This is a genomic window from Micromonospora sp. CNZ322 (assembly GCF_007827755.1).
On the sequence record NZ_VITD01000016.1, the window covers coordinates 101,981 to 128,197 of the forward strand.

Here is a 26,217-nt window from a genome sequence, read left to right on the forward strand (position 1 = left end):
GTCCCGGAGGGGACGGCCGCACCGGATCCGCGACGGTGAGTGTCGGGTGCGCGACGTTCGTGGGAAAGGGGGTTTCAGGCATCAGAGGTCCTCGATAGCCTGCTCCGGCTGTCCATTCCCGACAGTGGACACCATCCTCCGAGAGGGAGCAGCGCTCATGACCGAGCCGCCCACCGTGCCGCCGGAGAACACCCCGCCGACCGTGCCGCAGCTCGACGTCCGGGCCGCCCAACCGCCGTCGGCCCACACCCCGCCGCCCACCGGCGGGTTCGCCGACCGCCCACCGGGCTACCCCAGCGCGCTGGTCTGGCTGCGGGCCGGAATCCTGCGGGACTGGCGCGGCGTGCTCGGCGCGTTCCTCGCCACCTGGTTCTACCTGCCGATCGCGCTGCTCGTCGCGTTCTGGGGCGGTCTCGCGTTCGGCGTCGCCGGGCTCTTCGCCATCGGGGCCGGCGCCAACGACCAGGTGCCCCAGGTGCTGCGCGACGCCCCGCTGATCGGCTCGCTGATCGAGGCGTTCCTGACCCGTTCCGGCGGAGTGCTCGGCGGCGTGGCCGGCTTCGCGATCGGCTTCCTGGTCGGCTTCCTCGTCGTGCTGGCGCTGCCCTGGCTGGGCGTCGCCGACGAGCCCTTCGCGCTGCTCACCGGCCTGATCGGCACGGTCGTCGCGGCGGCGCTGATAGGCGTCCTCTACACGCTCTACCGGGTGCTGCTCGAACCCCGCCTGCTGGTCGTCTCGGGCGCCCGCCAGCCCAGCCGCCGCGAGGACGCGCGGCTGCGCCCCATCCTCGATGACTGCGCCCGACGGCTCGGCCTGCCCAGCGTGCCCCGGCTGCTCATGGAGGACGACCCGGTCCTGAGCAACGCCCGCACGTACGCCCGACACGTGGTGGTCACCACCGCCGTGCTGACCGAACCGGACGACGAGGTGGCCGCGCTGCTCAGCCACGAGCTGGTGCACTGGCGCACCGGGGACGAGATCACCAGCGCCTTCGTCCGCGGTGTCGGCCTGCCGCTGACCCTCGCGCACGCCCTGCCGACCTGGCTGATGCGGACGTTCCCGCACCCGGGCACCAACTTCGTGGTCTTCGTGTTCTTCTGGCCGGTGCTGCTCACCATGCGGTACGTGGTGCTGCCACTGCACGCCCGTGACGTGCGGGCCGCCGAGTACCGGGCCGACCTCGGCGCTGTGCTCACCGGGCACGTCGACGGTCTGCGGCGCATCCTGGAACGGCGGCTGTCCTTCGAGACCGGCCGCAGCGGCTGGGACGAGGCGGTCTGCGCCACCCACCCGCCGCACGAGCTGCGGCTCGACGCGTTGGAGCGGGCGTCGCTGGCCGGTGCGCCCGCCGGGGCGGCCCAGCCCGTCACCGCCGATGGGCTGTTCAACCCCGCCGGCCCGGTCGGCACCCGCCGCACCTGGCTGCTGGTCGGCGCCCTCACACTGGTCGCTTGCCTCGGCACCAGCGGGCTCGGCGTGGTGCAGTGGGCGTTCTTCCGCCCCCAGGCGGCGATCGACGGCTACTTCGCCGCGCTCGCCGACCGGGACAGCGACGCCGCGCTCGGTTACCTGACCGACCAGGGCAGCGGCGCCGACACCAAGCTGCTCGCGCAACTGCTGCGCGGCAAGGGCTACCAACCACCGACCGACGTCAAGATCAGCTCATTGGAGCGCGACGGCGACAGCGCCACCGCCACTGTGGCGTACCGGCTGGGTGACGCGCGGGAGACCACCACCCTCACCCTGCGCCGCGAGGACGAGACCACCGCCGGGCTGTTCCACGGCTGGCGGTTGAGCGGCGCGCCGACCCAGCTCAACGCCGCGATCGCCGACCCCGGAGTACGGCTCAACGGGGTGGAGCTGCCGGTCGCCACCGAAGGCCCGCCAGTGGTGCTGCTACCCGGCGGTTACAGCGCGACCGGCCCGTCCAGCGCGCTCAGCGAGACGCCGAGCGCGACCGTACTGGTGGGCCCGGGGGAGACCGCAGCCGTCCTGCAACTGGCGCCGGTGCTCAAGCCGGCGGCGATCGAGGCCGTCGAGGCCCGGGTACGCGCCTGGTTGGACGAGTGCGCCAAGCAGACCGTCGCCGCCCCGCCGGGCTGCCCGTTCCGCTACTACGGCGGCTCCATCCAGAAGATCACCTGGAAGATCCTCGAATACCCGAAGCTCGCCGTCGAACTCACCGGCCCGGCCAGCGCCCAGGTTTCCACCCCAACCGAGACGCAGGGCAGGGTGGAGGCCAGTGGCACGACCACCTACTTCGGCGGCAGCTCACCGTTCAAGGACGACAATGCGTTCACCGTCGCGGGCGTCGCCACCGCCGACGGGGACAACGTGACCTTCCGACCCGCCGCCGACTGACCGGGAGACAGACCGTGACCGACAGCGACACCGCAGCCCGGCTGCCCGTCCGGCTGACCATCAACCCCCGGCAGCGGCAGCCTCCGTCGGTCGACCTGCTGACCTGGATCCACCGCCGCCCCGAGTACCGGCCGGGAGTCCGCCCGGCCGGCGGCGGCGGTGGTCGGCCGGGTTTCAGCGACGCGGTGATCATCGCGGTGCTGGCCCAGGGGCTGCTTCCGGGGCTGTTCAACCTGTTGCAGTCCTGGGTCGACCAGCAGCGCACCGAGGCCAGCATCCGGATCCAGACCGGGGACACCGAAGTGGAGTTGCAGGTGAGCGGACGGACCGACTCCGCTCGCCTGCTGGCCCAGGCGACCGAGGCGCTACGCGCCGCCCGAGAGCCCGGTCCGGGCGCCGTCGACTGACCCGACGGCGCCCGGGAGCCCGGCTCCGGACGCCGCCGGCTGAGCCGACGGCGTCCGGCGCGGTGGGTCAGCTCGCCTTGGCGAGCGCCTCGAACTCGTCGTCGGTGAGCCGCACGTCGGCCGCGCCCACGTTCTCCTCCAGGTGCGCCACCGAGGACGTGCCGGGGATCGGCAGCATCACCGGCGAGCGGCGCAGCAGCCAGGCCAACGCGAGCTGCGCGGGGGACGCGCCGTGCGCGGTGGAGATGGCGTCCAGCGGGCCGCCCGGGCGGGCCAGCTCACCTGTCGCAATCGGGTACCACGGGATGAACGCGAGGTCGTTGCGCTCGCAGTACTCCAGCACGTCCTCGGCGCTGCGGTTGGCGAGGTTGTACAGGTTCTGCACCGACGCGATCGTGGTGATCGCCCGGGACTCCTCGATCTGCGCGACGCTCACCTCGGACAGCCCGATGTGCTGGATCTTGCCTTCCTCCCGCAGCAGGGCCAGCTCACCGAGCTGATCGGCGAGCGGCACCTTCGGGTCGATCCGGTGCAGCTGGTACAGCGGGATGCTGTCCAGGCCGAGGTGGCGCAGGCTCAGCTCGCACTGCTGGCGCAGGTACTCCGGGCGGCCCAGCGCACGCCAGTCGCCGGGGCCGGAGCGGCTCAATCCGGCCTTGGTCGCGATCACCAGGTCATCGGCGTACGGGTGCAGCGCCTCCCGGATCAGCAATTCCGAGACGAACGGCCCGTACGAGTCGGCGGTGTCGATGAACGTCACGCCCAGCTCGACCGCACGGCGCAGCACGCGAACCGCCTCGGCCGGGTCCTTCGGGTCACCCCAGACACCCGGGCCGGTGATCTGCATGGCCCCGTAGCCGAGCCGGTTGACTGTGACATCGCCACCGATCCGGTACGTGCCGGACGCCTTCGCGGGCTGCTCACTGATATTTGTTGCCATTGCCCGATCCCCAATCGTCTCGTCGTGGAGGGCGTGGACAGCGCGGGCGTGAAGAGCCCACCCACCACCGAAGGATCATCCCCCGGAACCCCGCCGCCATGCCGCCGGTCGGCCGAGTGTGGGCGCGGACACGCCGGCAGCGCGCCGAGCCGAGTTGCCGGGAAGCGCCCGGTACGACCGGGGTGTCCGTGCGACGCTGGCCGGAGCCGGTGCGTTCCGGCGCGACGGCGGAGGGAGCACCCATGGGAGTGCCGCAGGTCAACTTCGCGCTCGACACGTACGAGTGCATCGTGATCTATCCCGGCGCGGCCGGGCGGGCCCTGCCCGCGGAGACCGTGCAACGGTTGCAGGCCGAGCACGCCGAACACATGCAGGCGTTGCAGCGACGCGGCATCGTCCTGGTCGCCGGCTCAGTGGACGGGCCGGCGCGCGAGCCGGACCCGCCGATCGGCTTCGGGCTGGCCCGTACCGGCAGCGTCGACGATGTCCGCAGCGTGCTGGAGGCTGACCCGGCGGTGCAGGCCGGGCTCTACCGGGTGGAGGTGCTGACCTTCCTCTGCCCGGCCGGTTCCCTGGAGTTCCCGCTGGTCAAGGCGGGCAGCTGAGCCGCCAGCCCATCGGTGGCTGTCGTGATGATGACGGCGCTCGCCCGCCTGCCGGTGCTACGGTCGCGCCCTGCGCGGGCCGCCGCCGGGGCGTACCCGGTGTCGTGGGTCGGCCCCGGTCGAGGAGTCGCCATGATCTCCGCCGCCACCCCCGATGTCGCGTCGGCCGCCGCCCGACTGCGTGCCCTGCTCGGCGACCGGCTGCACGAGCCGGGCGATCCCGGTTACGCCGCCACCACCCGGCTCTGGAACGGCGCGGTGGCGTGCACGCCCGCGCTGGTCGCCGAGTGCCAGGACTCCGACGAGGTGGCCGAGGCAGTCCGCATCGCCACCCGGTGCCACCTGCCCCTCTCGGTCCGCTCTGGAGGGCACGACTGGGCCGGCCGGGCGCTGCGTGACGGCGCTCTGGCGCTCGATCTGACCGGGCTGCGCTCCGTTCGCGTCGACCCGGACGCGGCCACGGTGACCATCGGCGGCGGCGCCACGGCGGCCGAGCTGCTCGCCGCCGCCCGCCCGTACGACCTGGTGGTCCCCACCGGCGTGGTCGGCGCCGTGGGGATGGCCGGGCTCACCCTCGCCGGCGGGTACGGCCCGCTGTGCGGCCGGTTCGGTCTGGCCCTGGACAGCCTGCTCGGCGCGGAGGTGGTTCTCGCCGACGGCCGCCGGGTCACCGCCGACCCCCGGCACGACGCCGAGCTGTACTGGGCGTTGCGCGGCGGCGGCGGGAACCTCGGCATCGTCACCGAGCTGCGCTTCCGCGCGCACCGGCTGCCCGGTGTGCTGGCCGGCATGATCATGTTCGCGCTCTCCGAGGCGCCGGCCGTGCTGCGCGGCTACGGCGCGCTGGTCGCCGAGGCTCCGGACGAGCTGACCGTGATGGCCGGCTTCCTGCCCGGCCCGGCCGGCGAGCCGGTGATCTTCGTCTGCCCGTTCTACAGCGGCCCCGACCTGAACGCCGGGGCGCCGTGGATGGACCGGCTGCGCGCGTTGGGCACCCCACTGGTCGACCAGATCGGCCCGATGCCGTACGCGGACGCGCTGAGGATGTTCGACGGTGGGATGGTCGACGGCAACCACTACCTGCTGCGGACCCGGTGGTTGCCCGCGCTCACCGACATCGCGGTGGACACGCTCGTCGACGCGGCCCGGCAGGTCACCTCACCGTTCTCCGCGCTGGCCGTGCACCACTTCCACGGCGCGGCCACCCGGGTCCGACCCGGCGACACGGCATTCGGGCTGCGCACCGATCACCTGATGGCCGAGATCATTGCGGTGTGGGCTCCCGGCGACCAGGCCGGTCCGCACCGCGAGTGGGCCGAGCGGACCTCCGCGGCGCTCGCCCCGCACGCCCTGCCCGGTGGTTACCCCAACCTGCTCGCCCCCGAGGAGACCGACCGGGTCCGGCTCGCCTACGGCGCGAACTGGGCGCGGCTGCGCCGGGCCAAGCGCCGCTACGACCCCCGCGACCTGCTGCACGCGGTGCCCACCCTGCCGCCCCCGGAGCACCCGGAGTGAGCCGCTGCCTGCCGCTCTCGGGGCACCCGGAGTGAGCCGCCGCCGGGAGCACCCCGACAGCGCACGCCGACAGAGGCGTACGATTCCCGGCGCGCGGTCGCTGATGCCCGTCGCCACAACGTTCCCGGTGCGGTTCCGCCCGCCGGCCCGACGCGCACCGCGCGTCGTTGGACACCTGTTCCGCTGCCTGCAAGGGGTCGGCCCCGAGTCCGACCTGAAGGAGAGACTAGCCTGATGGGCGTGACACGCCGCGCGAAGATCGTCTGCACTCTTGGTCCCGCCACCTCGTCCCCGGAGCGCATCCGGGGTCTCGTCGAGGCCGGCATGAACGTGGCGAGGCTCAACTTCAGCCACGGCAGCCACGCCGACCACGAGGCGGTCTACCGACTGGTCCGGGAGGCGTCGGAGGCAACAGGTAAGCCGGTCGCCGTCCTCGCCGACCTGCAAGGCCCCAAGATCCGGCTCGGTCGGTTCGCCGACGGCCCCCACGAGTGGCGCACCGGTGACTCCGTCGTGATCACCGGCGACGACGTCATCGGCACCAAGGAGCGGGTCTCCTGCACCTACCGCAAGCTGCCGCAGGAGGTGAAGCCCGGTGACCGGCTGCTGATCGACGACGGTCGGGTCGCCGTCGAGGTCACCGACGTCACCGGGAACGACATCCGCTGCCTCGTCACCGAGGGCGGCCCGGTCTCCAACAACAAGGGCGTGTCGCTGCCCAACGTGGCGGTCAGCGTGCCCGCCATGTCGGACAAGGACGCCGAGGACCTGCGCTTCTCCCTGGGTCTCGGCGTCGACCTGGTGGCGCTCTCCTTCGTCCGCTCGGCCGAGGACATCAAGCTCGTGCACGGGATCATGGCCGAGGAGGGCGTGTTCCGGCCCGTGCTCGCCAAGGTCGAGAAGCCGGAGGCGGTGGAGCACCTCGAGGCCATCGTGCTGGCCTTCGACGGCGTCATGGTCGCCCGCGGTGACCTCGGTGTCGAGATGCCGCTGGACGAGGTCCCGCTCGTGCAGAAGCGCGCCGTGCAGCTGTGCCGGGAGAACGCCAAGCCCGTCATCGTGGCCACCCAGATGCTCGACTCCATGATCGAGAACTCCCGCCCCACCCGGGCGGAGGCCTCCGACGTCGCCAACGCGGTGCTCGACGGCGCGGACGCGGTGATGCTCTCCGGCGAGACCAGCGTCGGCAAGTATCCGGTGCTCACCGTGAGCACCATGGCCAAGATCGTGACGACCACCGAGGCCGGTTCCATCGGGGTGCCGCGGTTGCAGCACGACCCGCGTACCCACGGTGGCGCCCTCACCGTCGCCGCCTCGTCGATCGCCCGGGCCATCAACGCCAAGGCGCTCGTCGCGTTCTCGCAGACCGGTGACACCGTGCGACGGCTGTCCCGCCTGCACTGTGACCTGCCGCTGCTGGCCTTCACGCCGGTCCCCGAGGTGCGCGACCAGCTCGCCCTCACCTGGGGCGTGGAGACCTTCCTGATGCCGTTCGTGCAGCACACCGACGACATGTTCCGCCAGGTCGACCAGGCGCTGCTCGGCCTCGACCGGGCCAACCCCGGTGACTACGTGGTGATCGTGGCCGGTAGTCCGCCCGGCACCCCCGGCTCGACCAACACGCTGCGCGTACACCAGCTCGGCTCGCTGGTCGACGCCGCGTCGGCGCGGGCCCTGCAGTGAGCGACGGTCGGGTCGCGGTCGGCCAGGCGGCGGTGGACCAGCTGCTGGAAGTGCTGGACCTCGACCCGACCGGGGAGATGACCTTCCGGGGGATGAGCCCCCCGGTCGGTCCACAACGGGTGTACGGCGGCCAGGTCGCCGGTCAGGCCCTGGTCGCCGCCGGCCGCACCGTCGACCCGGAGCGGTTCGTGCACTCGCTGCACGGCTACTTCGTCCGCCCCGGCGACCCGGTCGAACCGATCGCCTACGAGGTGGAGAACATCCGCGACGGCCGGTCCTTCTCGGTCCGCCGCGCGGTCGCCCTCCAGCACGGCAAGCCGATCTTCTTCATGTCGGCGTCGTTCCAGCGGGCCGAGGAGGGCCTGGACCACCAGGCCCCGGCCCCGCTGGACGTACCCCCGCCGCAGGACGTGCCGACGATGACCGACCGGCTCTCCCGATACCCGGAGCGGCTGGGCATCTGGGGCCAGATCCCACGACCGATCGACGTGCGCTACGTGGGCGAGCCCGGCTGGGTCCGCCCCGGCGACCGGCCCGCCGACCCGCACCAGCGCGTCTGGATGCGTATCGACGGCAAACTGCCCGACGACCCCCTGCTGCACGCCTGCGCGCTCACCTACGCCTCGGACCTCACCCTGCTGGACTCGGTGCTCTCCGCACACGGCGAGGTGTGGGGGCCGGGCGGGTTGGTCGGCGCGAGCCTGGACCACGCGCTGTGGTTCCACCGGCCGTTCCGGGCCGACGAGTGGTTCCTCTACGACTGCCTGAGCCCGTCGGCGTCCGGCGCGCGCGGGCTGGCCACCGGCCGGATGTTCACCACGGACGGCCAGCAGATCGCCAGCGCCGTCCAGGAAGGTCTGCTGCGCCGCGTCGGCGCCTGACGCTCTGGCTCATTCCCACCGAGCAGTCGTCCCTCGTCCCCGCCAGCCAGGTGTCGCTCGTCCCCGCCAGGCAGCTGGCGGGGATGACGTGGTTCAGGCCTGGTAGATGGCTTCGCCGGCGATCTCGATCTGCACCGTCTTGCCGACCAGCACCCCGCCGCTCTCCAGGACGACATTCCAGAGCAGGCCGTAGTCCTCACGGTTCATCTCGGCCGTCGCGCTGAATCCGAAGATGTTCTGCCCGTACGGATCCTGACGAGCGCCACCAAAATTCACCTCCAGGTCGACGGCCCGGGTGATCCCCTTCACGGTCAACTCACCGGTGAGGACGAATCGTCCGGGAATACCGTCGGACTGCGGCGGAACAATGTGACTTCGGCCTCGCCCGCCCAACCGATGGTTGCGCAGACGCGCCCACTGGAATATGGGGTCCTCGTTGCCCTGCCATTTAATGCCGGTGCTTCGATATTCGAGAGTGGGAAAACGCTCCACATCGAGGAAGTCGGCACTCTTCAGATGCGTGTCCCGGTCGACACTCCCGGTGGTGATGCTGGCCGACATGATGGTGGCCGTCACCGAGGAGAGCAGCGGGTCCTCCGCCACGAAGATCTCCGCAGTGGCCTCGGCGAACTCACCACGCACCGGGCTCACCATCATGTGCCGGGACAGGAAACCGATCCGCTTGTGCGCCTGATCGAGAAGATAGGTGCCAGCCACCGGGATGGTCATGCCGTCCCAGGTGCGGGTGGCGATATCGGTCATCGTGTTGCCTTCCCCCCGAGCACACCCGGGTGTTTATCAATATGTTGCTGACGGCCGGGTAAACGGCCAGACATTCGTACTCACGCCCAGCATAGGGACGCTCCGGAACGGCATTTCGGCCGCCACCGTGCGGTGGATCATGACCTACTTCACCGGTCCGTCCCGGCGGCCGTTCATCGGTCTCGCCCGGCGGCCCGGACGGGTGCCGGCGGGGCTGCTTCCCATCGACGCGTGGCCGATCGGCCGAGGGTCGCCCGCCCGCCCGGTCGACCAGCGACTAACCTTGCCGACATGCGCCTCTCCGCCCGGGTCGACTATGCCCTCCGCGCGGCCGCCGAGCTTGCCGCGACGGCCAGCGGCCCCGGGCGCGGCCGGCCGGTGACGGCCGACCAGATCGCCCGCGCCCAGGAGATCCCGCCGAAGTTCCTGGAGAGCATCCTTCTCCAGTTGCGCCGGGGCGGCATCGTGCACGCCCAGCGTGGCCCGGAGGGCGGCTACTGGCTGGCCCGCCCCGCCGAGGAGATCTCCCTCGCCGAGGTCATCCGGGTGATCGACGGGCCTCTCGCCCACGTACGCGGGCAGCGCCCCGAGCAGCTCGGTTACCACGGCCCGGCGCACGCCCTCCAGGAGGTCTGGATCGCGCTACGGGCAAGCGAGCGCGAGATCCTGGAACTGGTCAGCGTCGCCGACGTGGCCGCCGGCACCCTGCCCGCGCGGGTCACCGAGCTGGCCGCCGACCCGCGCGCCTGGATCTGAGCCGCGTCCCATCCACCGATCGGGGGCTTGACCCTGGCTGCCCCATCCCGCATTGTCGACCAAGTCGATAGGAGATGCCGAAAAGTCTGGGGGCGCTCGTGCGCAAGCTGTTGGTCCTCGCTCTGGTCGGGCTCGTCGCGCAACTGATCGATGGTTCGCTCGGCATGGCATACGGCTTGACCTCGTCCACTCTGCTGCTGGTCGCCGGAGTCGCCCCGGCCGCCGCCTCGGCCTCGGTGCACCTGGCCGAGATCGGCACCACGCTCGCTGCCGGGGTCGCGCACTGGCGGTTCGGCAACGTCGACTGGCGGGTGGTGACCCGCATCGCCCTACCCGGCGCTGTCGGCGCCTTCGTCGGCGCCACAGTGCTCAGCTCGATCTCCACCGAGTCCGCCGCACCGTGGATGGCCGGCATCCTCTTCACGCTCGGCGCGTACCTCCTGATCCGCTTCGCCCGACCACTGCGCACCGACCGGGTCGGCGGACGGCTCCGCGGTCGTTTCCTCGGCCCCCTGGGCCTGGTCGCCGGCTTCGTCGACGCGACCGGCGGCGGCGGATGGGGCCCGGTGGCCACCCCCGCGCTGCTGGTCTCCGGTCGCATGGAACCGCGCAAGGTGATCGGCTCCGTGGACACCTCCGAGTTCGTTGTGGCCGGCGCTGCCAGCATCGGCTTCCTGATCGGGCTGGGCTCGGAGGGATTCCTGCTCCCCACCGTCGCCGCACTGCTCATCGGTGGGCTCATCGCCGCACCGCTGGCAGCCTGGCTGGTGCGAATCGTGCCCGCCCAACTGCTCGGCGCGGCAGTCGGCGGCGTCATCGTGCTGACCAACGCCCGCACCCTGATCCGCTCCGCCGAACTGGACGGTCCGGCCCGCCCCGCCCTGTACGCCCTGCTCGCCGCCGGCTGGCTGGCCGCCCTGGTGTTGGCCGTACGCGCCCTACGCCGGACCCGCCGCGCCCGCGCCGAGGCCGCCGAAGCCGCCACCGCTGCTCCCGCCAACGCTGCCGGTGTGCCCGCCGAGGCCTCCGATACTGCATCCGTCGGCGAGGTTCCGGCCGATCTGGCCGCAACGGGTACGCCCGCCCCACGCTGAACCTGCGATGCGCCCGTCCGCCCGCCGATGCCCGGTCACACGCCGCCATCTCCGAGGTTGAGCCCCCAAGATCGCGCAACATCCTGGATGTAGTGGCTTACCGGCTCGTCGTGGCCACTACATCCAGGATCGAGCGTGACCTTGGCGGCGGTGGCTGCCTGCCCTGAACCCTGCCCCCGGTCGGCCGGGCATGGTGTTCGTCGTCAAGATCCGCGCAACATCAGGGATATTGCTGTCTCTCGCGCGTCGGAGGCAGCAACATCCGGGAAGTTGCGCAGATCTTGGCGTGGGGCGTGGGGCGTGGGGCGTGGGGCGCGGGACGCGGGGGGCGCGTGGGCGTGGGGAATGTGGGGTGTGGGGGAGCGGGGCGGGGCGACGGCGATCAGGGGGTATGCAGGGTGGTGGCTGCCTCGGAGAGCAGGGCCCAGGCTTCGTCGATGTGCGCTTCGGTGGTCTGGGGTGAACCGACCGCCAGCCGCAGCGTGTAGCGGCCGGCGACCCGGGTGTGCGTGAGGTGCACCCGTCCGGTGGCGTTCGTCGAGGTCAGCAATGCCGCGTTGGTGTCGTCGTCGGCGCGCAGTCGGAAGCAGACCAGTGAGAACGGGTGCGCCGCGGCCAACTCGAACCGCTCGTCGCTGCGGACCCGCTCGGCGAACCGTTCGGCCAGCGCCACCCCGGAGCGGATGTGCGCCCGCAGCCCTTCGGCGCCGTACCAGCGCAGCACGAACCACAGCTTGAGGGATCGGAACCGCCGGCCCAGCGGCACCTGCCAGTCCCGGTAGTCGATCACCGCGCCGGATTCGGAGGCCGCGTTGCGTAGGAACTCCGGCAGTACGGTCAGCGCCTCGATCAGTTCGGCCCGGTCGGCCACCCAGAACGCGTCACAGTCGAAGCCGGTGAGCAGCCACTTGTGCGGGTCGAAGCAGTAGGAGTCGGCGTACTCCAGGCCGGCGTGTGTCCACCGTAGTTCGGGGCAGACGGCGGCGGCGCCCGCGTACGCGGCGTCCACGTGCAGCCAGATTCCGTACTCGACGCAGATGGCCCCGATCTCGGGCAGCGGGTCGACGGCGGTGGTGGAGGTGGTGCCGATGGTCGCCACCACGATGGCCGGCACGTCACCGGCGGCCAGGTCGGCTTCGATGGCGGCCCGCAGCGCGCCCGGCAGCATCGCCTGGGTGTCCGGGTCCACCTCGATCGACCGGATCCCGTCGCCGCCCAGTCCGGCGATCCGAACCGCCTTCTCGATGGACGAGTGCCCGTGCATGGAGGTGTAGGCGCGGTAACGCCGATCGATGCCGGTCTGCCGCCAGCGGCCGCCGCTGGCCCGGTGCAGTGCGGCCAGGGTGGCCACCAGCGTCGCCGAGGACGCCGAGTCCTGGATGACCCCACCGCCGGTGCCGGTGGAGCGGAACCGCTGTGGCAGGTCCAGCAGGTGGGCCAGCCAGTCCATCATCACCGTCTCCAGCTCGGTGCAGGCCGGGCCGGAGGCCCAGAGCATGCCCTGGACGCCGAGCCCGGAGCTGACCAGGTCGCCGAGCACGCTCGGGCCGGAGGTGTTGCCGGGGAAGTAGCCGAAGAAGCCCGGGTGCTGCCAGTGGGTCAGCCCCGGTACGACGATCGAGTCCAGGTCGGCGAGGATCGCCTCGACCGGTTCGCCGCCGGTGGTGGGCGGCTCGCTGGGCAGGGCGGCGGCCACCGTGCCCGGGGGGTCCGCCGGGGCGACCGGTCGTTGCTCCACTGTCTCCCAGTAGTCGGCGATCCAGTCGATGACGGCGTGGCCGGCGCGACGGAATTCGGCGGGGTCCATGTGGTGAGCCATCCGATGAGTTGATCATGTGCACGCGCCCAAAACAAGCCATCTGCCGGATCGACACTCATAACACACCGCATCCGCCATCGCCACTCCTCTGTAACACCGAGATCGATGCGGTCGGGATGTTGACCCTTCAGAAAGTTGACGCTAGGTTCGATGTCAACGGCAGTTAATCCCATGGAAGGTAGGCAATCGTTAATGGCGAAAAATCGGGGGACTGTGCGGCTGGCAATGGCGGGATTCCTGACGACTGCTGCAGTGGCCGGTGCGACATTTGCTGGCGCTGGCCCGGCGTTCGCAGGAAACTGTTCAATTGCGGGCTGCGGAGTGGTGCGCAATGACTCGGCGCACCCGGTAAGCATTGCGGACTGGTGCGATGGGACCGGCTCCTGTGGGAAGACCTACCTGCTCAAGCCGGGTGAGGTCTCCACGAAGTACAAGAAAGACACTGACACGTTCGCCTTGCAGTGCACCGGTAACTACTACCGCTACACCGGCGACTTGCTGCAGACTTCAGCCGCCTACAAATGGATTCGGATTTCTGATGGAAACTCGGCACGCGTCGTCAATCAGAACTGCTGATAACGCAATTTAAGAATAGCCCGGCCCAACGGAGTGAACTTGTCCGTGGGTCGGGCTTTGCGTCTTCTGTAATCTGATGCGGTGGTGCGTCGATCTGCAAATCTGGTTGGCTTGCTCTAGCCGCAACTGATTGCCTGCACCATGTGCTGCGCGGTGTGTTGACCCGCGCCCATCCGCCGGCGAGCCTCTGGCGTCGCCAACGGGAGTCGACAGCAAGCACGATGTGATGCCCATCGATGTTGCGTGGCGGAAAGCGCTTGCCTTACGATGCGCGGTGAGTCGGATCCGTGAGTGCCAGGGCGTTTCACCCCGATCAGATCGCCGTCCGCCGCCGTCGCGGTGGGTTGGTCCACTGTGCTTCCCGGGCAGGGCCGGTGGGTCGTAGCGGTCATCACCGGATCCCCGGAGGCAGTGCATGCACCCGTCCAGACATCGGCTGACCCTGCTCGCCGCCACGACGGCGGCCACCGTCGTGGCCGGCACCCTCGGCACGGTCGTCGCCTCGGCCGCCGCCGTCGGCTGCCGGGTCGACTATCAGATCACCAACCAGTGGCAGGGCGGCTTCGGCGCCAACGTCACCGTCACCAACCTCGGCGACCCGCTCAATGGTTGGGCCGTCACATGGTCGTACGCCGCGGGCCAGCAGGTCACCCAGGCGTGGAACGCCGCCGTCACCCAGTCCGGCGCCCAGGTGACCGCGCGCAACGTCGACCACAACACCGCCATCGCCACGAACGGCAGCGCCTCGTTCGGCTTCAACGGTTCGTGGACCGGTAGCAACCCGGTGCCGGGCAGCTTCGTGCTCAACGGCACCACCTGCACCGGAGCGCCACCCACCGGCGAGCCGACCACCCCGCCTCCGACCACCCCGCCTCCGACCACCCCGCCACCGACCACGCCTCCGCCGTCGGCCGGGGTGGTGCAGATGGAGAAGCTGGACCGGGGACTGGTCAGCGTTCGCTCCGGCAGCGGCAACCTGGTCTCCTGGCGGCTGCTCGGCACCGAGACCTCCGGCGTGGCGTTCAACGTCTACCGGGGGTCCACCAAGGTCAACGCCAGCCCGATCACCGGCGCCACCAACTACCTCGACAGCGGCGCGGCGGCCGGCTTGGCGTACACCGTGCGGGCCGTGGTGGGCGGCGCCGAGCAGGCGGCGTCACCACCGGCGTTGCAGTTCGGCGCGGGCTACCTGGACGTGCCGTTGCAGGTCCCGGCCGGGGGCAGCACCCCCAGCGGCGAGAGCTACTCGTACAGCGCCAGCGACGCCTCAGTCGGTGACCTCAACGGCGACGGCAACTACGAGATCGTGCTCAAGTGGGAACCGTCGAACGCCAAGGACAACTCGCAGTCCGGCTACACCGGCAACGTCTACGTCGACGCGTACACGCTCACCGGCACCCGGTTGTGGCGGGTCGACCTGGGCCGCAACATCCGAGCCGGCGCCCACTACACCCAGTTCCAGGTGTACGACTACGACGGCGACGGCCGCGCCGAGGTGGCCATGAAGACCGCCGACGGCACCCGCTCCGGCACCGGTCAGCTCATCGGTTCGTCGTCGGCGGACCACCGCAACTCCAGCGGTTACGTGCTCTCCGGCCCGGAGTACCTGACCATGTTCAACGGGCAGACCGGCGCGGTCGCCTCCACCGTCAACTACGACCCGCCGCGCGGCACCGTGTCGTCCTGGGGCGACTCGTACGGCAACCGGGTGGACCGGTTCCTCGCCGGTACCGCGTACCTGGACGGGCAGCGCCCCTCGCTGATCATGGCCCGGGGTTACTACACCCGCGCGGTGATCGCCGCCTGGGACTTCCGCAACGGCACGCTCACCAGGCGCTGGACGTTCGACTCGAACTCCTCCGGCAACGGCGCCGCCGCCGGTCAGGGCAACCATCAGCTCTCCGTGGCCGACGTCGACGCCGACGGTCGCCAGGAGATCGTGTACGGGGCCGCCACCATCGACGACAACGGCCGGCTGCTCCACTCGACGGGCAACGGCCACGGCGACGCCCTGCACGTGGGGGACCTGGACCCGGGCCGCGCCGGCCTGGAGGTGTTCAAGGTCGACGAGGACGCCAGCAAGCCCAGCTCCTACTTCGCCGACGCCCGTACCGGTCAGGTCCTCTGGTCCACGGCGGCGTCCGGCGACAACGGCCGGGGTGTCTCCGCGGACATCTGGGCGGGCAGCCCCGGCGCGGAGTCGTGGTCGTCAGCGGCCACCGGACTGGCCAACCCCAGGGGGCAGAACGTGGGCCGCAAGCCGTCCTCGGCCAACTTCCTCGCCTGGTGGGACGGCGACCCGGTGCGGGAACTGCTCGACGGCACGAAGATCGACAAGTACGGCACCGGCGGTGAGACCCGGCTGCTCGACGGCAGCGGGGTGGCGTCCAACAACGGCACCAAGTCCACGCCGGCGCTCTCCGGCGACATCCTGGGCGACTGGCGCGAGGAGGTGATCTGGCGGACCACCGACAGCCGGGCGCTGCGCATCTACAGCACACCCACCCCGACCAGCACCCGGATCTACACCCTGATGCACGACCCGCAGTATCGGGTGGCGCTCGCGTGGCAGAACACCGCCTACAACCAACCGCCGCACCCGGGGTTCTTCATCGGCAACGGAATGGGCACCCCGCCCACGCCAGACATCCACCTACGTTGATGCAACCCCTGGCGGTCCCCAGCGGGGTCGCTTAGGGTGGCAGGCACCGGGCCGCAGCCGCGGAATCCGCTCAGCTCCGGCCCGGTGCGCCACACCGCGGCATTCCCAACCCGTCCCGACCGGGAATGCCGTACCACCACCGGCACCAACATTAGGCACCGTCCGGGTCGGCGGGGTGACGCTGACGTGAAGATCGTGTTTCACGCGCCCTGGCGTAGACCGCCCGCCACCTGCTCGGCGATCAATTCGTACGACCGCACCCGGTCCTGCACGTCGTACACCAGTGTGGTCAGCATCAGCTCGTCCGCGCCGGTGCGCTCCACCAGGTCGGTCAGCTGCCGACGCACCGTCTCCGGCGAGCCCATCGCCTGGCCGTCACGGCGCGCCACGACGAACTCCCGCTCGATCTCCGAGTACGGGTAGGCCGCCGCCTCGTCGGGCGTGGACAGTGGCTCCGGCCGCCCGGAGCGCAACTTCAAGAACGACAGGGCGCTCGGCCCGGCCAACCATTCGGCCCGCTCGTCGGTCTCCGCGCACACGGCGTTGACCGCCACCATCGCGTACGGCTTGTCCAGCCACTGCGACGGCCGGAAGTTCTGCCGGTACAGGGCCAACGCCGGCAGCGTGTTCTGCGAGCTGAAGTGGTGCGCGAAGGAGAACGGCAGACCGAGCAGACCGGCGAGCTGGGCGCTGAAACCGCTGGAGCCCAGCAGCCACACGGCCGGCTGCTCACCGCGGCCCGGCGTGGCGATGATCTGCCCCGGCTTCTCCCCGCTGAAGTAGTTCATCAGGTCCGTCAGCTCACGCGGGAACCCCTCCGCCGACAGGCCCTCCATCGTGCGCCGCAACGCCAGCGCGGTCACCTGGTCGGTGCCCGGCGCCCGCCCGATGCCCAGGTCGATCCGACCGGGGTGCAGCGCCTCCAGGGTGCCGAACTGCTCGGCCACCACCAGCGGCGCGTGGTTGGGCAGCATCACCCCGCCCGACCCCAGTCGGATCGTCGAGGTGTTCGCCGCCAGGTGCGCCAGCAGCACCGCGGGGGCGGAGCTGGCGATCGCCGGCATGTTGTGGTGCTCGGCCACCCAGAACCGGTGGTAGCCCAACTCCTCGGTGCGGCGGGCCAACTCGGTGGTGGCCTGCAACGCCGCGCCAGCGGTGGTGCCCTTGGCGACCGGGGCAAGATCAAGAACAGACAACGGTACGGTGATCACACGGTCAGCCAACCCGTCACCGACCGGCTTTGTTCCAGCATGCGGGTTTTCGTCGGCCACCTCACCCGCCGCTCAGCCCATCCCGCGCGCCTGCTCGAAGATCAGACTGGTCTGCGTGTGCTGCACCACCGGGTCCACAGCCAGGTGGTCCAGCACGAAGTCCCGCAGCGCGTCGCCGGACGCCGCCCGGACATGCAGCACGTAGTCCTCCGCGCCGGCCACGTGGAACACCGACACCACCCCCGGCAGTCGCACCGACCGGGCCCGGAACGCGTCCACCGCCGCCCGCTCGTGCGCTGTCAACCGCACCGACACCAACGCCTGCAACGGCAGACCCAGCGCCGCCGGATCCACCTCGGCATGAAAACCACGGATCGCACCACGCTCGCGCAGCGCCCGGGTACGCGTCAGGCACGTCGACGGCGCCACACCCACCCGCTCGGCGAGGGCGTTGTTCGGCAGCCGGCCATCCGCCGCCAGTTCGGTCAGGATCGCGCGGTCCACCTCATCCAGGGCCGGGTACGGCCGCAGATCATTCGGCTCAGGGGGCATTGCGCCATCCTCGCCCGAATCCAACACGAAAACCAGCCCGATTCGCAGAATCATCTGCCGAATCGTTGCCCAACAGTCACCGGATGTTCGACGCTACCGCCATGGCAACGATGGACACCCGGGCCGTTCACGCCGGCCGCGACGATCTGCGCACCCTCGGCGTGCACGTACCACCCATCGACCTGTCAACCACCAACCCGCTGCCCTCCGTCGACGACGGCGGCGCCGCGTACGAGCAACTCGCCACCGGCGGCACGCTGCCCGCCGACGGCGGCGCCGTCTACCAACGGCTCTGGAACCCCACCGTCGCCCGCTTCGAAACCGCCCTCGCCGAGTTGGAAGGCACCGCCCAGGCCGTCGCCTTCGCCAGCGGAATGGCCGCCCTCACAGCCACACTGCTCGCCGCCGCCCGCGACGACCGCCGACACGTCGTCGCCGTCCGACCCCTCTACGGCGGCACCGACCACGTCCTCGCCACCGGCCTGCTCGGCACCACAGTCACCTGGACGCGCCCCGACGAGGTCGCCGACGCCATCCGCCCGGACACCGCACTGGTCATCGTCGAGACACCCGCCAACCCCACCCTCGACCTGGTCGACATCGCCGCCCTCGCCGCCGCGGCCGGCGACATCCCACTGCTGGTCGACAACACCGTCGCCACCCCCGTACTGCAACAACCCGCCCGCCACGGCGCCACCCTCGTCCTGCACAGCGCCACCAAGAGCATCGGCGGACACGGCGACGTCCTCGCCGGCGTCGTCGCCTGCGACGAAACCTGGGCGGTACGCCTACGCCAGGTCCGCGCGGTCACCGGCGCGATCCTGCACCCCCTCGGCGGCTACCTGCTGCACCGCGGCCTGCAAACCCTGCCGCTGCGGGTCCGCGCCCAACAGGCCACCGCCGAGAAACTCGCTGGCTGGCTCGCCGACCACCCCGCCGTACACCGGGTGCACCACCCCTCGGTGCACGACCCGGCGGCGCTGGTCGGGCGGCAGATGTCCGGACCCGGCAGCCTGCTCGCCTTCGAGGTACGCGGCGGCGCGCCCGCCGCGGCCGCCGTCGCCGGCGCCTGCCGCCTCATCACCCACGCGGTGTCCCTCGGCGGCGTCGACACCCTCATCCAGCACCCCGCCTCGCTCACCCACCGGCCGGTCGAGGGCGACGCCAAACCCGCTGCCGCCCTGCTGCGCCTCTCGGTCGGCCTCGAAGACCCCGAAGACCTGCGCGCCGACCTGGCCCACGCCCTCGACACGATCGCCTGACCCTCAGCGCAGCTCGCGGTTGCCCAACACCCGCACCGGCGAGCCCTCCCGAGCGACCCGCAACATCGCCCGACCGATCCCGTCGGTAGTGGTGACCTGATTCGGCAGCAACCGACGCAGCACCGGAAACAGCGGACGGGTGACCGCGTACCCGAACCGGTACCACCGCGTCTTCGACACGGCCCCGTACGTCGGCTGGATGAACCCCGGCCGCGCCGCGTAACCGTTGGGCAGCAGATCCGATATCGCGTTCTCGGCACGCCCCTTGACCCGCGCCCACATCACCCGACCCTGACCCGACGAATCGGTCCCCTGGCCCGAGACGTAGACGAAGGTGACCTGCGGGCTCACCTGCGCGAACAACCGCGCCGCCGCCATCGGGTAGTCGTAGCTGACCCGCGTGTACGCGGCCTCATCCAGACCCAATGAGGACACCCCCAGGCAGTAGAAGCACGCGTCCACATCGGTCAACTCGGCCCGCACCGAGTCCAACTCGCCCACGTCCGCGACCGTCAGCTCCCGCAGCTTCGGATCCCGCGCACCGGTCGACCGCCGACCGACCGTCAGCACCTCCCGCACGTCATCGGCGAGCAGGCACTCGCGCAACACGCCCTGACCGACCATCCCGGTCGCACCGAAGACAACCACCCGCATCAGATCGCACCCCTGTCGCCGCCACTGCCACCGGCCATCCGGCCGCGCGTCAGCCAGGCTGCCACGGTCGGCGTGTTCCGTGGAACCGGTCAGGACTTGGGGCCGACGTGCCGGTCCAGCGTGGCGACGGCCTCGCGTCGCGCCACCGACAGCGAGTTGCGCCGGTTCATCCGCCAGGCGACGCCGAGCAGGTCGAGGCTCCACTGGCAGAGCCGCATGATGTCGGCCGACTCGTTGACGAACATGTAGCGCGGGTAGACGTACGCCTTGCCGCGCAACGTCACCCGGTTGGCGAACCGACAGCCGTCGGAGTGGAACAGTCCACGCAGGAAGTCACCCGGGTGCGCCGCCACGATGTCCCGTTGCCAATCGGCGAGAATGATCGGACGTTCGTGTTTCTTGCCGGGACCATGCTGGGGAAGCAAGCATGGCCAGTGCTTGCCGGAGCTCTGCACGCTGACGCAACCAGGCTGCTGGACGCGCTGGACCTTCGCAGCGAGCACCTGCCGCATGCTGGCGTCGCACGCCTCGATCAAGCCCGGCCAACTGCTGCTGCAAGCGATGCGCAGCACCGGTACCCGTGCGGAGGTGACGAGATGCCCGTCGCCCAGGTAGAGACCGAGCAGGTAGAGGTATGCAGACGGATCTGTCTGATTCTTGACCTCGGGCCGGCAGCGAAAGCAGCGAAGCTCGCTGCCGGACCTTCTCGGCTCGGCCTGGTGCTTGCACCAGCCCCTGACCGTCGGGTAAGGAAGTTTCAGACGTCTGGCAACCTCGGCGACAGTGCTGCCGGCGAGGTGCTGCTGCCGCGCACGAATGCGTAGTTCAGGCGGATGCACATGACGATTTTGGAACAGCCGTACGACACTTTTGGTGCCCCCGGTGGGATTCGAACCCACACTGTCGGAGGTTTGAGCTCCGCTTCTCTGCCGGTTGGAATACGGGGACGCTTGGCCGAATGCTCTGGTGGCCTCCCATAGGTTACCTACTACGCTGAGGGCGGCGACACCCGGTCGGGTTGGTGTCGGCTTATGACTGGTGGGGGTAGGGCTGGTGGCTGAGATGCCGACGGATGCCGAGCGTAGGCGCGTACTGATCGCCGAGGACGAGGCGCTGATCCGGCTGGACCTCGCCGAGATGCTGGTCGAAGAGGGTTACGAGGTGGTGGGGGAGGCCGGTGACGGCGAGACAGCCGTACGCCTCGCCGAGGAGTTGAAGCCCGACCTCGTCATCCTCGACATCAAGATGCCGATCATGGACGGGCTGGCCGCCGCCGAGCGCATCGCCGGTGCCCGGATCGCCCCGGTGATCATCCTGACCGCGTTCAGCCAGCGTGATCTGGTGGAGCGGGCGCGGGCGGCGGGCGCCATGGCGTACCTGGTGAAGCCCTTCCAGAAGAGCGACCTGGTCCCGGCGGTGGAGATCGCGTTGTCGCGTTACTCGGAGGTCGCGGCCCTGGAGGCGGAGGTCGCGAGCCTGACCGACCGCCTGGAGATCCGTAAGTCGGTGGAGCGCGCCAAGGGCGCGCTGATGACCACGTACGGGATGACCGAGCCGCAGGCGTTCAAGTGGATCCAGCGCACGGCGATGGACCACCGGATGACCATGAAAGAGGTTGCCGAGCGGATCCTCGCGGAGACCGCCGGCGGCGAGGTGACCCTCCCGGCGCCCTGACCGGCATCGACCCGTGTCGAGGCGGATGGGGGCAGTGCTCGGCGTTCTCGCCGCGCTGGTGGCCGCCGCCTGTGAGTCCTCGGCCTGCCCCGACTGTGCGGAGCCGCTACCGGTCCGGCCGGCCTGGCAGTCGGTGGTCCTGCCGGACACGCCGGGTGTGCCGGGTCGACCGGTGGTGCGCGACGCCACCGCCTGTGCCGGCCGGTGGTACGTGGTCGGCGGCGTGGTCGATCTGGCCGGGGAGACCCGCCCGGCCGCCTGGAGCAGCGCGGACGCCAATTCCTGGGTGCCGCTGCCGACGGCGCCAGTGACGTTCTACGGCCAGCAGCACGTGCTCTCCGCGGCGGCCTGCCGGGACGGACGGCTGGCGGCGGTCGGGGCGAAGAGCGGGGGCGCGCACGGCAATCCCCGCACCGGTACCTGGAGGCAGGCGTCGGACGGCACGCTGCACGAGGTGGACGCGCCCTTCGAGCGGTACGCCGGGCCGCGCGCGGTCAACGTGGCCCGGCTGGCGGCGGGGCCGCAGGGCTGGTTGATCGCCGGTAGTCGCATCGACGGTGCGGCGGCCTGGATCTCCCCGGACGCGGCCGGGTTCGCGCTGGTGGAGGGCGCACCAGAGCTGGCCGGCGACGAGCGGGGGCGGACGGCGGCGTACGACGCGGTCGCCGTGCCGTCGGGCTGGCTGATGGTGGGTGCGCTGCTGCCGCCCGGGGGTACCGCGCTGGCGCCGCTGGCCTGGTCGTCGACGGACGGCCGGAGCTGGCAGCGGGCCGCCCTGCCTGTGGTGGAGGGGCGGGGGCAGGCGCAACGGGTGGCGGTGCTTGGCGACGTGCCGGTGGCGGTCGGGCCGGTGCGGGCTGGATTCGTCAGTTGGCGGCTGACCACGCAGGGCTGGCGGCCGGCGGGCGGATTCGGGGCGGCCGGACCAGGTGTGGCGTCGGCGGCCGGGTTGGTGGCCGTCGGGCAGAGGTTGGTGGCGGTGACGAGGGACGGGGAGCGTCACGCACTGTGGCTCTCGGTCGATGTGGGCGACTCATGGCGGCCGATGATCATGCCGCGGCCGGTACCGGACAGCGGAGACACCGCGGTCGCGGTGACCTCGACGGGAGATCGACTGCTGTTGGTGACGGACGATGGGAAAACGTCGCGTGCCTGGTGGGCGGGGGTGTCAGACCTTGATCGGTAGCTGACGGAAGCCCGTTGGCCGGTGCCGACGAAACAAAGGTGAAAATGCTTCACGGCCGAAGGTTCTTACAGGGATCGTTTCCAATCGGCCACGGCGTGTAACGGTTCGGTCAACCCGCTCGCTTGGGGCTTACGTCACAGCTCCACGGTGGGATAACGTCCGGCCCCAGACCGGCGACGACGGTCTGGTTCGTCCGCCCCCGCAAGGGCCAATAGCCAGCGGGTGGTTCGGACCATGGGACGAGGAGGGTTCGGGCCTTGAGGCAAAAGCTCGCGCGCGTTATCGGTGGGGTCGCCATGCTGGCGCTCGTCGCCGGCGGAACCGCATGCTCCAGTGGCGACGATGCGGCAGGCGGGGGCGGTGACGCCTGCGGCAGCAAGATCGCATTCTTCGGCGCGCTGACCGGCAGCTCGGCCGCGCTCGGCATCAACGAGAACAACGGTGTCAAGCTCGCCGTCGACAAGTACAACAAGGAAAACGCCGACTGCAAGGTCGAGCTGGCCTCCCTGGACTCGCAGGGCAGCCCCGACCAGGCGCCTGGTCTGGCGCAGAAGGCAATCGACGACACCAAGATCCTTGGCGTCGTCGGCCCGGCCTACTCGGGTGAGTCCGAGGCCGCCGGCCCGCTGTTCAACGAGGCCGGCCTGGTGGCCATCACCGCGTCCGCGACCCGGCCCAGCCTGGCCGAGCAGAAGTGGAAGACCTTCTTCCGCGCGGTCGGCAACGACTTCAGCCAGGGCCCGGCGGCTGGCAACTACATCAAGAACGTGATGAAGGCCGACAAGGTCTACGTCATCGACGACCAGTCCGCGTACGGTGCCGGCCTGGCCGACGAGGTCAAGAAGGTGCTCGGCTCGGCGGTTGTCGGCTCGGACAAGGTCCAGGGCGAGGGCAAGCAGACCGAGTTCTCCGGCGTGGTCACCAAGGTCAAGGCCGCCAACGTGAAGGCGATCTTCTACGGCGGTTACTACCAGGAGGCCGGCCTGATCCGTAAGCAGCTCACCGCTGCCGGGGTCACCGCGCCGCTGGTCGCCGGCGACGGCGTCAACGACGGTGCGTACATCACCTCCGCTGGTCAGGCGGCGGCCGAGGGCACCATCCTCACCTGCCCGTGCCAGCCGGCCGCTGAGGCCCGGGGCACCTTCGTGCAGGAGTTCAAGGCGCTCAACGGCACCGACCCGGGCACCTACAGCGACACCGCCTACGACGCGGCGAACATCCTGCTGGCCGGTATCAAGGCTGGCAAGACCAGCCGTGAGAGCCTGCTGGAGTTCGTGAAGGGCTACAGCGGCGAGGGTGTCGCGGCGAGCTACAAGTTCACCGAGACCGGCGAGCTGGACCCGGCTCAGGTCAAGGTCTGGGCCTTCAAGGTCACCGGCGGCAAGGTTGTCCCGGACCAGGAAATCCCGAAGTCCTGATGTTGGTCGCTGCTTCGGCGATTGAGTTGTGATCGCGGGTGCGGCCGGGAGCTGCTCGCTCCCGGCCGCACCCCAATTTTCTCTCCAGACGTGATGGAGCGTCCCTCCCTTGGACTTCAATGGACTGTTCTCCAACTTCGGGGAACTCACCACGACCGGCCTGACCCAGGGCGCGATCTACGCCCTGGTCGCGCTCGGCTACACGCTGGTCTACGGCGTGCTGAGACTCATCAACTTCGCTCACTCCGAGGTCTTCATCGCCGGCGCGTTCGCGGCGATCTGGACCTGGAACGGCTTTGGACTCGACCAGAACTCACAGGTCAGCGGGGTTGGATCGATCCTGTTCTACCTGCTGGTGGCGATGATCGTCGCCGCCATCGCTTCGGCGGGCACCGCGACGGTGATCGAGCGGGTGGCGTACCGGCCGTTGCGTAAGCGCAACGCCCCGCCGCTTGCCTTCCTGATCACCGCGATCGGCGCTTCGATCGCGATCTCCGAGGCCTTCGGCATCTGGACCCGCCGACTGCCGGAGGGCGCGCCCAGTCTGGTGAGCAGCAAACCGCTGTTCCACCTCTTCGGCGTGCCGATCGACTCGGTGCAACTGCTGACGATCGGCGCGGCGCTGTTGATGATGGTCCTGCTGGACCTCTTCATCAACCGCAGCCGTACGGGCCGGGGCATCCGGGCCGTGGCGCAGGACGCCAACACCGCCGCGCTGATGGGTGTGAACAAGGACCGGATCATCCTGATGGTCTTCATCACCGGTGGTGCGATGGCCGGCGTGGCCGGTCTGCTCTACGACGTGCGGATCCAGACCCTGACCTACAGCGTCGGCTTCCTGCTGGGACTCAAGGCATTCACCGCCGCGGTGCTGGGTGGTATCGGCAACCTGCGCGGCGCGCTGATCGGTGGCCTGCTGCTGGGCGTGGTGGAGAACTACGCCGCCGGTCTGTTCGGCAGTCAGTGGAAGGACTTTGCTGCCTTCGCGGTGCTGGTGGTGCTGCTGATGTTCCGGCCGACCGGTCTGCTGGGCGAATCGCTGGGGAGGGCACGGGCATGACGACCGTCCTGGAGAGGGTGCGTTCCGGCCGCGAGGCGGCCGGAGAACGGTGGCGTGGCGCGCCGCGCTGGGTGCGCTGGGCGCTGCTGGTCGCGGTGATCGCGTTCTTCTACGCGCTGCCGAACAAGGAGTTCTACCAGTATCTCGGGCCGATCCCGACCCCCGGTGCGAACTTCACGCAGGTGCTGTTCACCGTCTCGATCTACGTGCTGCTGGCCGTCGGGTTGAACATCGTGGTCGGTTTCGCCGGCCTGCTCGACCTGGGCTACTTCGGCTTCTTCGCCGTCGGCGCGTACACCGTCGCGGTGCTGACCTCGCCGAGCAGCAACCTCAAGACGCTCTGGCCGTGGCTGCTCGTGGTGCCGCTGGCGATCGGGCTGACCATGCTCTCGGGTGTGATGCTCGGTACGCCGACGTTGCGTCTGCGCGGTGACTACCTGGCGATCGTGACCCTCGGCTTCGCCGAGATGATCCGGATCGCCGCGGTCAGCTCGGAGTTCCTCAAGGGCCAGCGGGGTTTCAACCAGATCCCGCACCCGCCCGGCAAGTACGCCGACGGCAAGCCGTTCTTCGGCGTGCTGGACGCCCGGCCGTACTACTGGCTGGTGCTCACGCTGATCATCCTCGTGGTGATCGGTGTGCGGAACCTGACGCACAGTCGGGTCGGTCGGGCCTGGATCTCGATCCGGGAGGACGAGGACGCCGCGCAGCTGATGGGTGTGCCGACGTTCAAGTTCAAGCTCTGGGCGTTCGCCTCGGGTGCCGCGATCGCCGGCCTGGCCGGCGCACTCTTCGCGGGTAAGCAGAACTTCGTCAACTCGCAGAACTTCGAGCTGCTCAACTCGATCATCATCCTGGCGGCGGTGATCTTCGGTGGTTCGGGCAACATCGTCGGCGCGATCGTCGGTGGTGGCCTGGTGGCGTACATGATCGAGCGGTTCCGCGGCATCGAGCTGTTCGGCGTGGAGCTGTACGAGTACCGGTTCCTTATCTTCGGTCTGGTCCTCGTGGTGATGATGATCTTCCGGCCGGAGGGCCTGATTCCGAACCGACGACGGGCGGCGGAGTTCAAAGACCGTCGCAAGGAGGTGATCGTCGGTGAGTGACACCGATCAGACGCCAGCTGTTCCGGCGCAGG

The 26,217-nt window shown here is 70.3% G+C and carries 23 protein-coding genes and 1 tRNA gene; 16 read left to right on the plus strand and 8 right to left on the minus strand.

The window, feature by feature from the left end:
• Nucleotides 1-157: 157 nt before the first annotated feature.
• A complete protein-coding gene (locus FB453_RS28730; protein ID WP_145795279.1) occupies nt 158-2,362 on the plus strand; it encodes a M48 family metalloprotease in 2,205 nt (734 codons plus the stop codon).
• 14 nt (nt 2,363-2,376) lie between these two features.
• A complete protein-coding gene (locus FB453_RS28735) occupies nt 2,377-2,769 on the plus strand; it encodes an effector-associated constant component EACC1 (protein ID WP_112680800.1) in 393 nt (130 codons plus the stop codon).
• 67 nt (nt 2,770-2,836) lie between these two features.
• Here FB453_RS28735 and FB453_RS28740 read toward each other — a convergent pair whose 3' ends face one another.
• A complete protein-coding gene (locus tag FB453_RS28740) occupies nt 2,837-3,709 on the minus strand; it encodes an aldo/keto reductase (protein WP_112582695.1) in 873 nt (290 codons plus the stop codon).
• 242 nt (nt 3,710-3,951) lie between these two features.
• On the opposite strand from FB453_RS28740, the gene FB453_RS28745 reads away from it, so the two are divergent.
• The 4 genes from FB453_RS28745 (at nt 3,952) to FB453_RS28760 (ending at nt 8,393) form a co-directional block, all read left to right on the plus strand.
• A complete protein-coding gene (locus tag FB453_RS28745; protein ID WP_091407872.1) occupies nt 3,952-4,314 on the plus strand; it encodes a YciI family protein in 363 nt (120 codons plus the stop codon).
• 132 nt (nt 4,315-4,446) lie between these two features.
• Nucleotides 4,447-5,829, plus strand: a complete 1,383-nt coding sequence (locus FB453_RS28750; protein WP_186718620.1) for an FAD-binding oxidoreductase — start codon at nt 4,447-4,449, stop codon at nt 5,827-5,829.
• 234 nt (nt 5,830-6,063) lie between these two features.
• Complete coding sequence (gene pyk, locus FB453_RS28755) at nt 6,064-7,512, plus strand: pyruvate kinase (RefSeq protein WP_112582693.1); 1,449 nt, start codon at nt 6,064-6,066, stop codon at nt 7,510-7,512.
• Nucleotides 7,509-8,393 carry an acyl-CoA thioesterase gene (locus FB453_RS28760; RefSeq protein WP_112582692.1) on the plus strand — a complete coding sequence of 295 codons (885 nt, stop codon included), beginning with the start codon at nt 7,509-7,511 and terminating at the stop codon, nt 8,391-8,393. The genes pyk and FB453_RS28760 overlap by 4 nt, the downstream gene beginning before the upstream one ends.
• A 93-nt stretch (nt 8,394-8,486) precedes the next feature.
• Here FB453_RS28760 and FB453_RS28765 read toward each other — a convergent pair whose 3' ends face one another.
• The gene (locus FB453_RS28765; RefSeq protein ID WP_112582691.1) at nt 8,487-9,155 is read right to left on the minus strand and encodes a YceI family protein; all 669 of its coding nucleotides are present in this window, start codon (nt 9,153-9,155) and stop codon (nt 8,487-8,489) included.
• A 291-nt stretch (nt 9,156-9,446) separates the two neighbouring features.
• Here FB453_RS28765 and FB453_RS28770 point away from each other — a divergent pair, with 291 nt between their 5' ends.
• Nucleotides 9,447-9,911 carry an RrF2 family transcriptional regulator gene (locus FB453_RS28770; protein WP_091407884.1) on the plus strand — a complete coding sequence of 155 codons (465 nt, stop codon included), beginning with the start codon at nt 9,447-9,449 and terminating at the stop codon, nt 9,909-9,911.
• A gap of 98 nt (nt 9,912-10,009) precedes the next feature.
• Nucleotides 10,010-11,005 carry a sulfite exporter TauE/SafE family protein gene (locus tag FB453_RS28775; RefSeq protein WP_145795354.1) on the plus strand — a complete coding sequence of 332 codons (996 nt, stop codon included), beginning with the start codon at nt 10,010-10,012 and terminating at the stop codon, nt 11,003-11,005.
• 382 nt (nt 11,006-11,387) lie between these two features.
• Here FB453_RS28775 and FB453_RS28780 read toward each other — a convergent pair whose 3' ends face one another.
• On the minus strand, nt 11,388-12,824 hold the full coding sequence (locus FB453_RS28780) for a pyridoxal-dependent decarboxylase (RefSeq protein WP_486480510.1): 1,437 nt from the start codon (nt 12,822-12,824) through the stop codon (nt 11,388-11,390).
• 150 nt (nt 12,825-12,974) lie between these two features.
• Here FB453_RS28780 and FB453_RS28785 point away from each other — a divergent pair, with 150 nt between their 5' ends.
• Both FB453_RS28785 and FB453_RS28790 read left to right on the plus strand, forming a co-directional pair.
• Nucleotides 12,975-13,400 carry a hypothetical protein gene (locus tag FB453_RS28785; RefSeq protein WP_145795283.1) on the plus strand — a complete coding sequence of 142 codons (426 nt, stop codon included), beginning with the start codon at nt 12,975-12,977 and terminating at the stop codon, nt 13,398-13,400.
• Nucleotides 13,401-13,815: 415 nt separating this feature from the next.
• Complete coding sequence (locus FB453_RS28790; RefSeq protein ID WP_145795285.1) at nt 13,816-16,062, plus strand: rhamnogalacturonan lyase family protein; 2,247 nt, start codon at nt 13,816-13,818, stop codon at nt 16,060-16,062.
• A gap of 200 nt (nt 16,063-16,262) precedes the next feature.
• Here the strand turns inward: FB453_RS28790 and FB453_RS28795 are convergent, their stop codons facing one another.
• Nucleotides 16,263-17,273 carry an LLM class flavin-dependent oxidoreductase gene (locus tag FB453_RS28795; protein WP_181541919.1) on the minus strand — a complete coding sequence of 337 codons (1,011 nt, stop codon included), beginning with the start codon at nt 17,271-17,273 and terminating at the stop codon, nt 16,263-16,265.
• Nucleotides 17,274-17,345: 72 nt separating this feature from the next.
• A complete protein-coding gene (locus FB453_RS28800; protein WP_112582687.1) occupies nt 17,346-17,825 on the minus strand; it encodes an Lrp/AsnC family transcriptional regulator in 480 nt (159 codons plus the stop codon).
• Between the two features lie 83 nt (nt 17,826-17,908).
• Between FB453_RS28800 and FB453_RS28805 the strand changes: the two genes are divergently transcribed.
• A complete protein-coding gene (locus FB453_RS28805) occupies nt 17,909-19,087 on the plus strand; it encodes an aminotransferase class I/II-fold pyridoxal phosphate-dependent enzyme (RefSeq protein WP_145795287.1) in 1,179 nt (392 codons plus the stop codon).
• Nucleotides 19,088-19,090: 3 nt separating this feature from the next.
• On the opposite strand, the gene FB453_RS28810 is transcribed toward FB453_RS28805, so the two are convergent.
• From FB453_RS28810 to FB453_RS28820, 3 genes are all read right to left on the minus strand, one after another.
• Nucleotides 19,091-19,741 (minus strand): NAD-dependent epimerase/dehydratase family protein, encoded by a 651-nt coding sequence (locus FB453_RS28810; RefSeq protein WP_145795290.1) that lies wholly within the window; start codon nt 19,739-19,741, stop codon nt 19,091-19,093.
• An 89-nt stretch (nt 19,742-19,830) separates the two neighbouring features.
• On the minus strand, nt 19,831-20,640 hold the full coding sequence (locus FB453_RS28815; protein ID WP_486480511.1) for a transcriptional regulator: 810 nt from the start codon (nt 20,638-20,640) through the stop codon (nt 19,831-19,833).
• Nucleotides 20,613-20,689: transfer RNA gene (locus FB453_RS28820), tRNA-Leu, on the minus strand. The genes FB453_RS28815 and FB453_RS28820 overlap by 28 nt, the downstream gene beginning before the upstream one ends.
• Before the next feature lie 105 nt (nt 20,690-20,794).
• Here FB453_RS28820 and FB453_RS28825 point away from each other — a divergent pair.
• From FB453_RS28825 to FB453_RS28845, 5 genes are all read left to right on the plus strand, one after another.
• Complete coding sequence (locus tag FB453_RS28825; protein ID WP_112582684.1) at nt 20,795-21,415, plus strand: ANTAR domain-containing response regulator; 621 nt, start codon at nt 20,795-20,797, stop codon at nt 21,413-21,415.
• Nucleotides 21,416-21,428: 13 nt separating this feature from the next.
• Complete coding sequence (locus FB453_RS28830) at nt 21,429-22,601, plus strand: Kelch repeat-containing protein (protein WP_486480512.1); 1,173 nt, start codon at nt 21,429-21,431, stop codon at nt 22,599-22,601.
• A 257-nt stretch (nt 22,602-22,858) separates the two neighbouring features.
• The gene (locus FB453_RS28835) at nt 22,859-24,019 is read left to right on the plus strand and encodes a branched-chain amino acid ABC transporter substrate-binding protein (RefSeq protein WP_145795292.1); all 1,161 of its coding nucleotides are present in this window, start codon (nt 22,859-22,861) and stop codon (nt 24,017-24,019) included.
• A gap of 109 nt (nt 24,020-24,128) precedes the next feature.
• A complete protein-coding gene (locus FB453_RS28840) occupies nt 24,129-25,079 on the plus strand; it encodes a branched-chain amino acid ABC transporter permease (RefSeq protein ID WP_112582681.1) in 951 nt (316 codons plus the stop codon).
• On the plus strand, nt 25,076-26,185 hold the full coding sequence (locus FB453_RS28845) for a branched-chain amino acid ABC transporter permease (protein ID WP_112582680.1): 1,110 nt from the start codon (nt 25,076-25,078) through the stop codon (nt 26,183-26,185). The genes FB453_RS28840 and FB453_RS28845 overlap by 4 nt, the downstream gene beginning before the upstream one ends.
• The last annotated feature ends 32 nt before the right edge of the window (nt 26,186-26,217 follow it).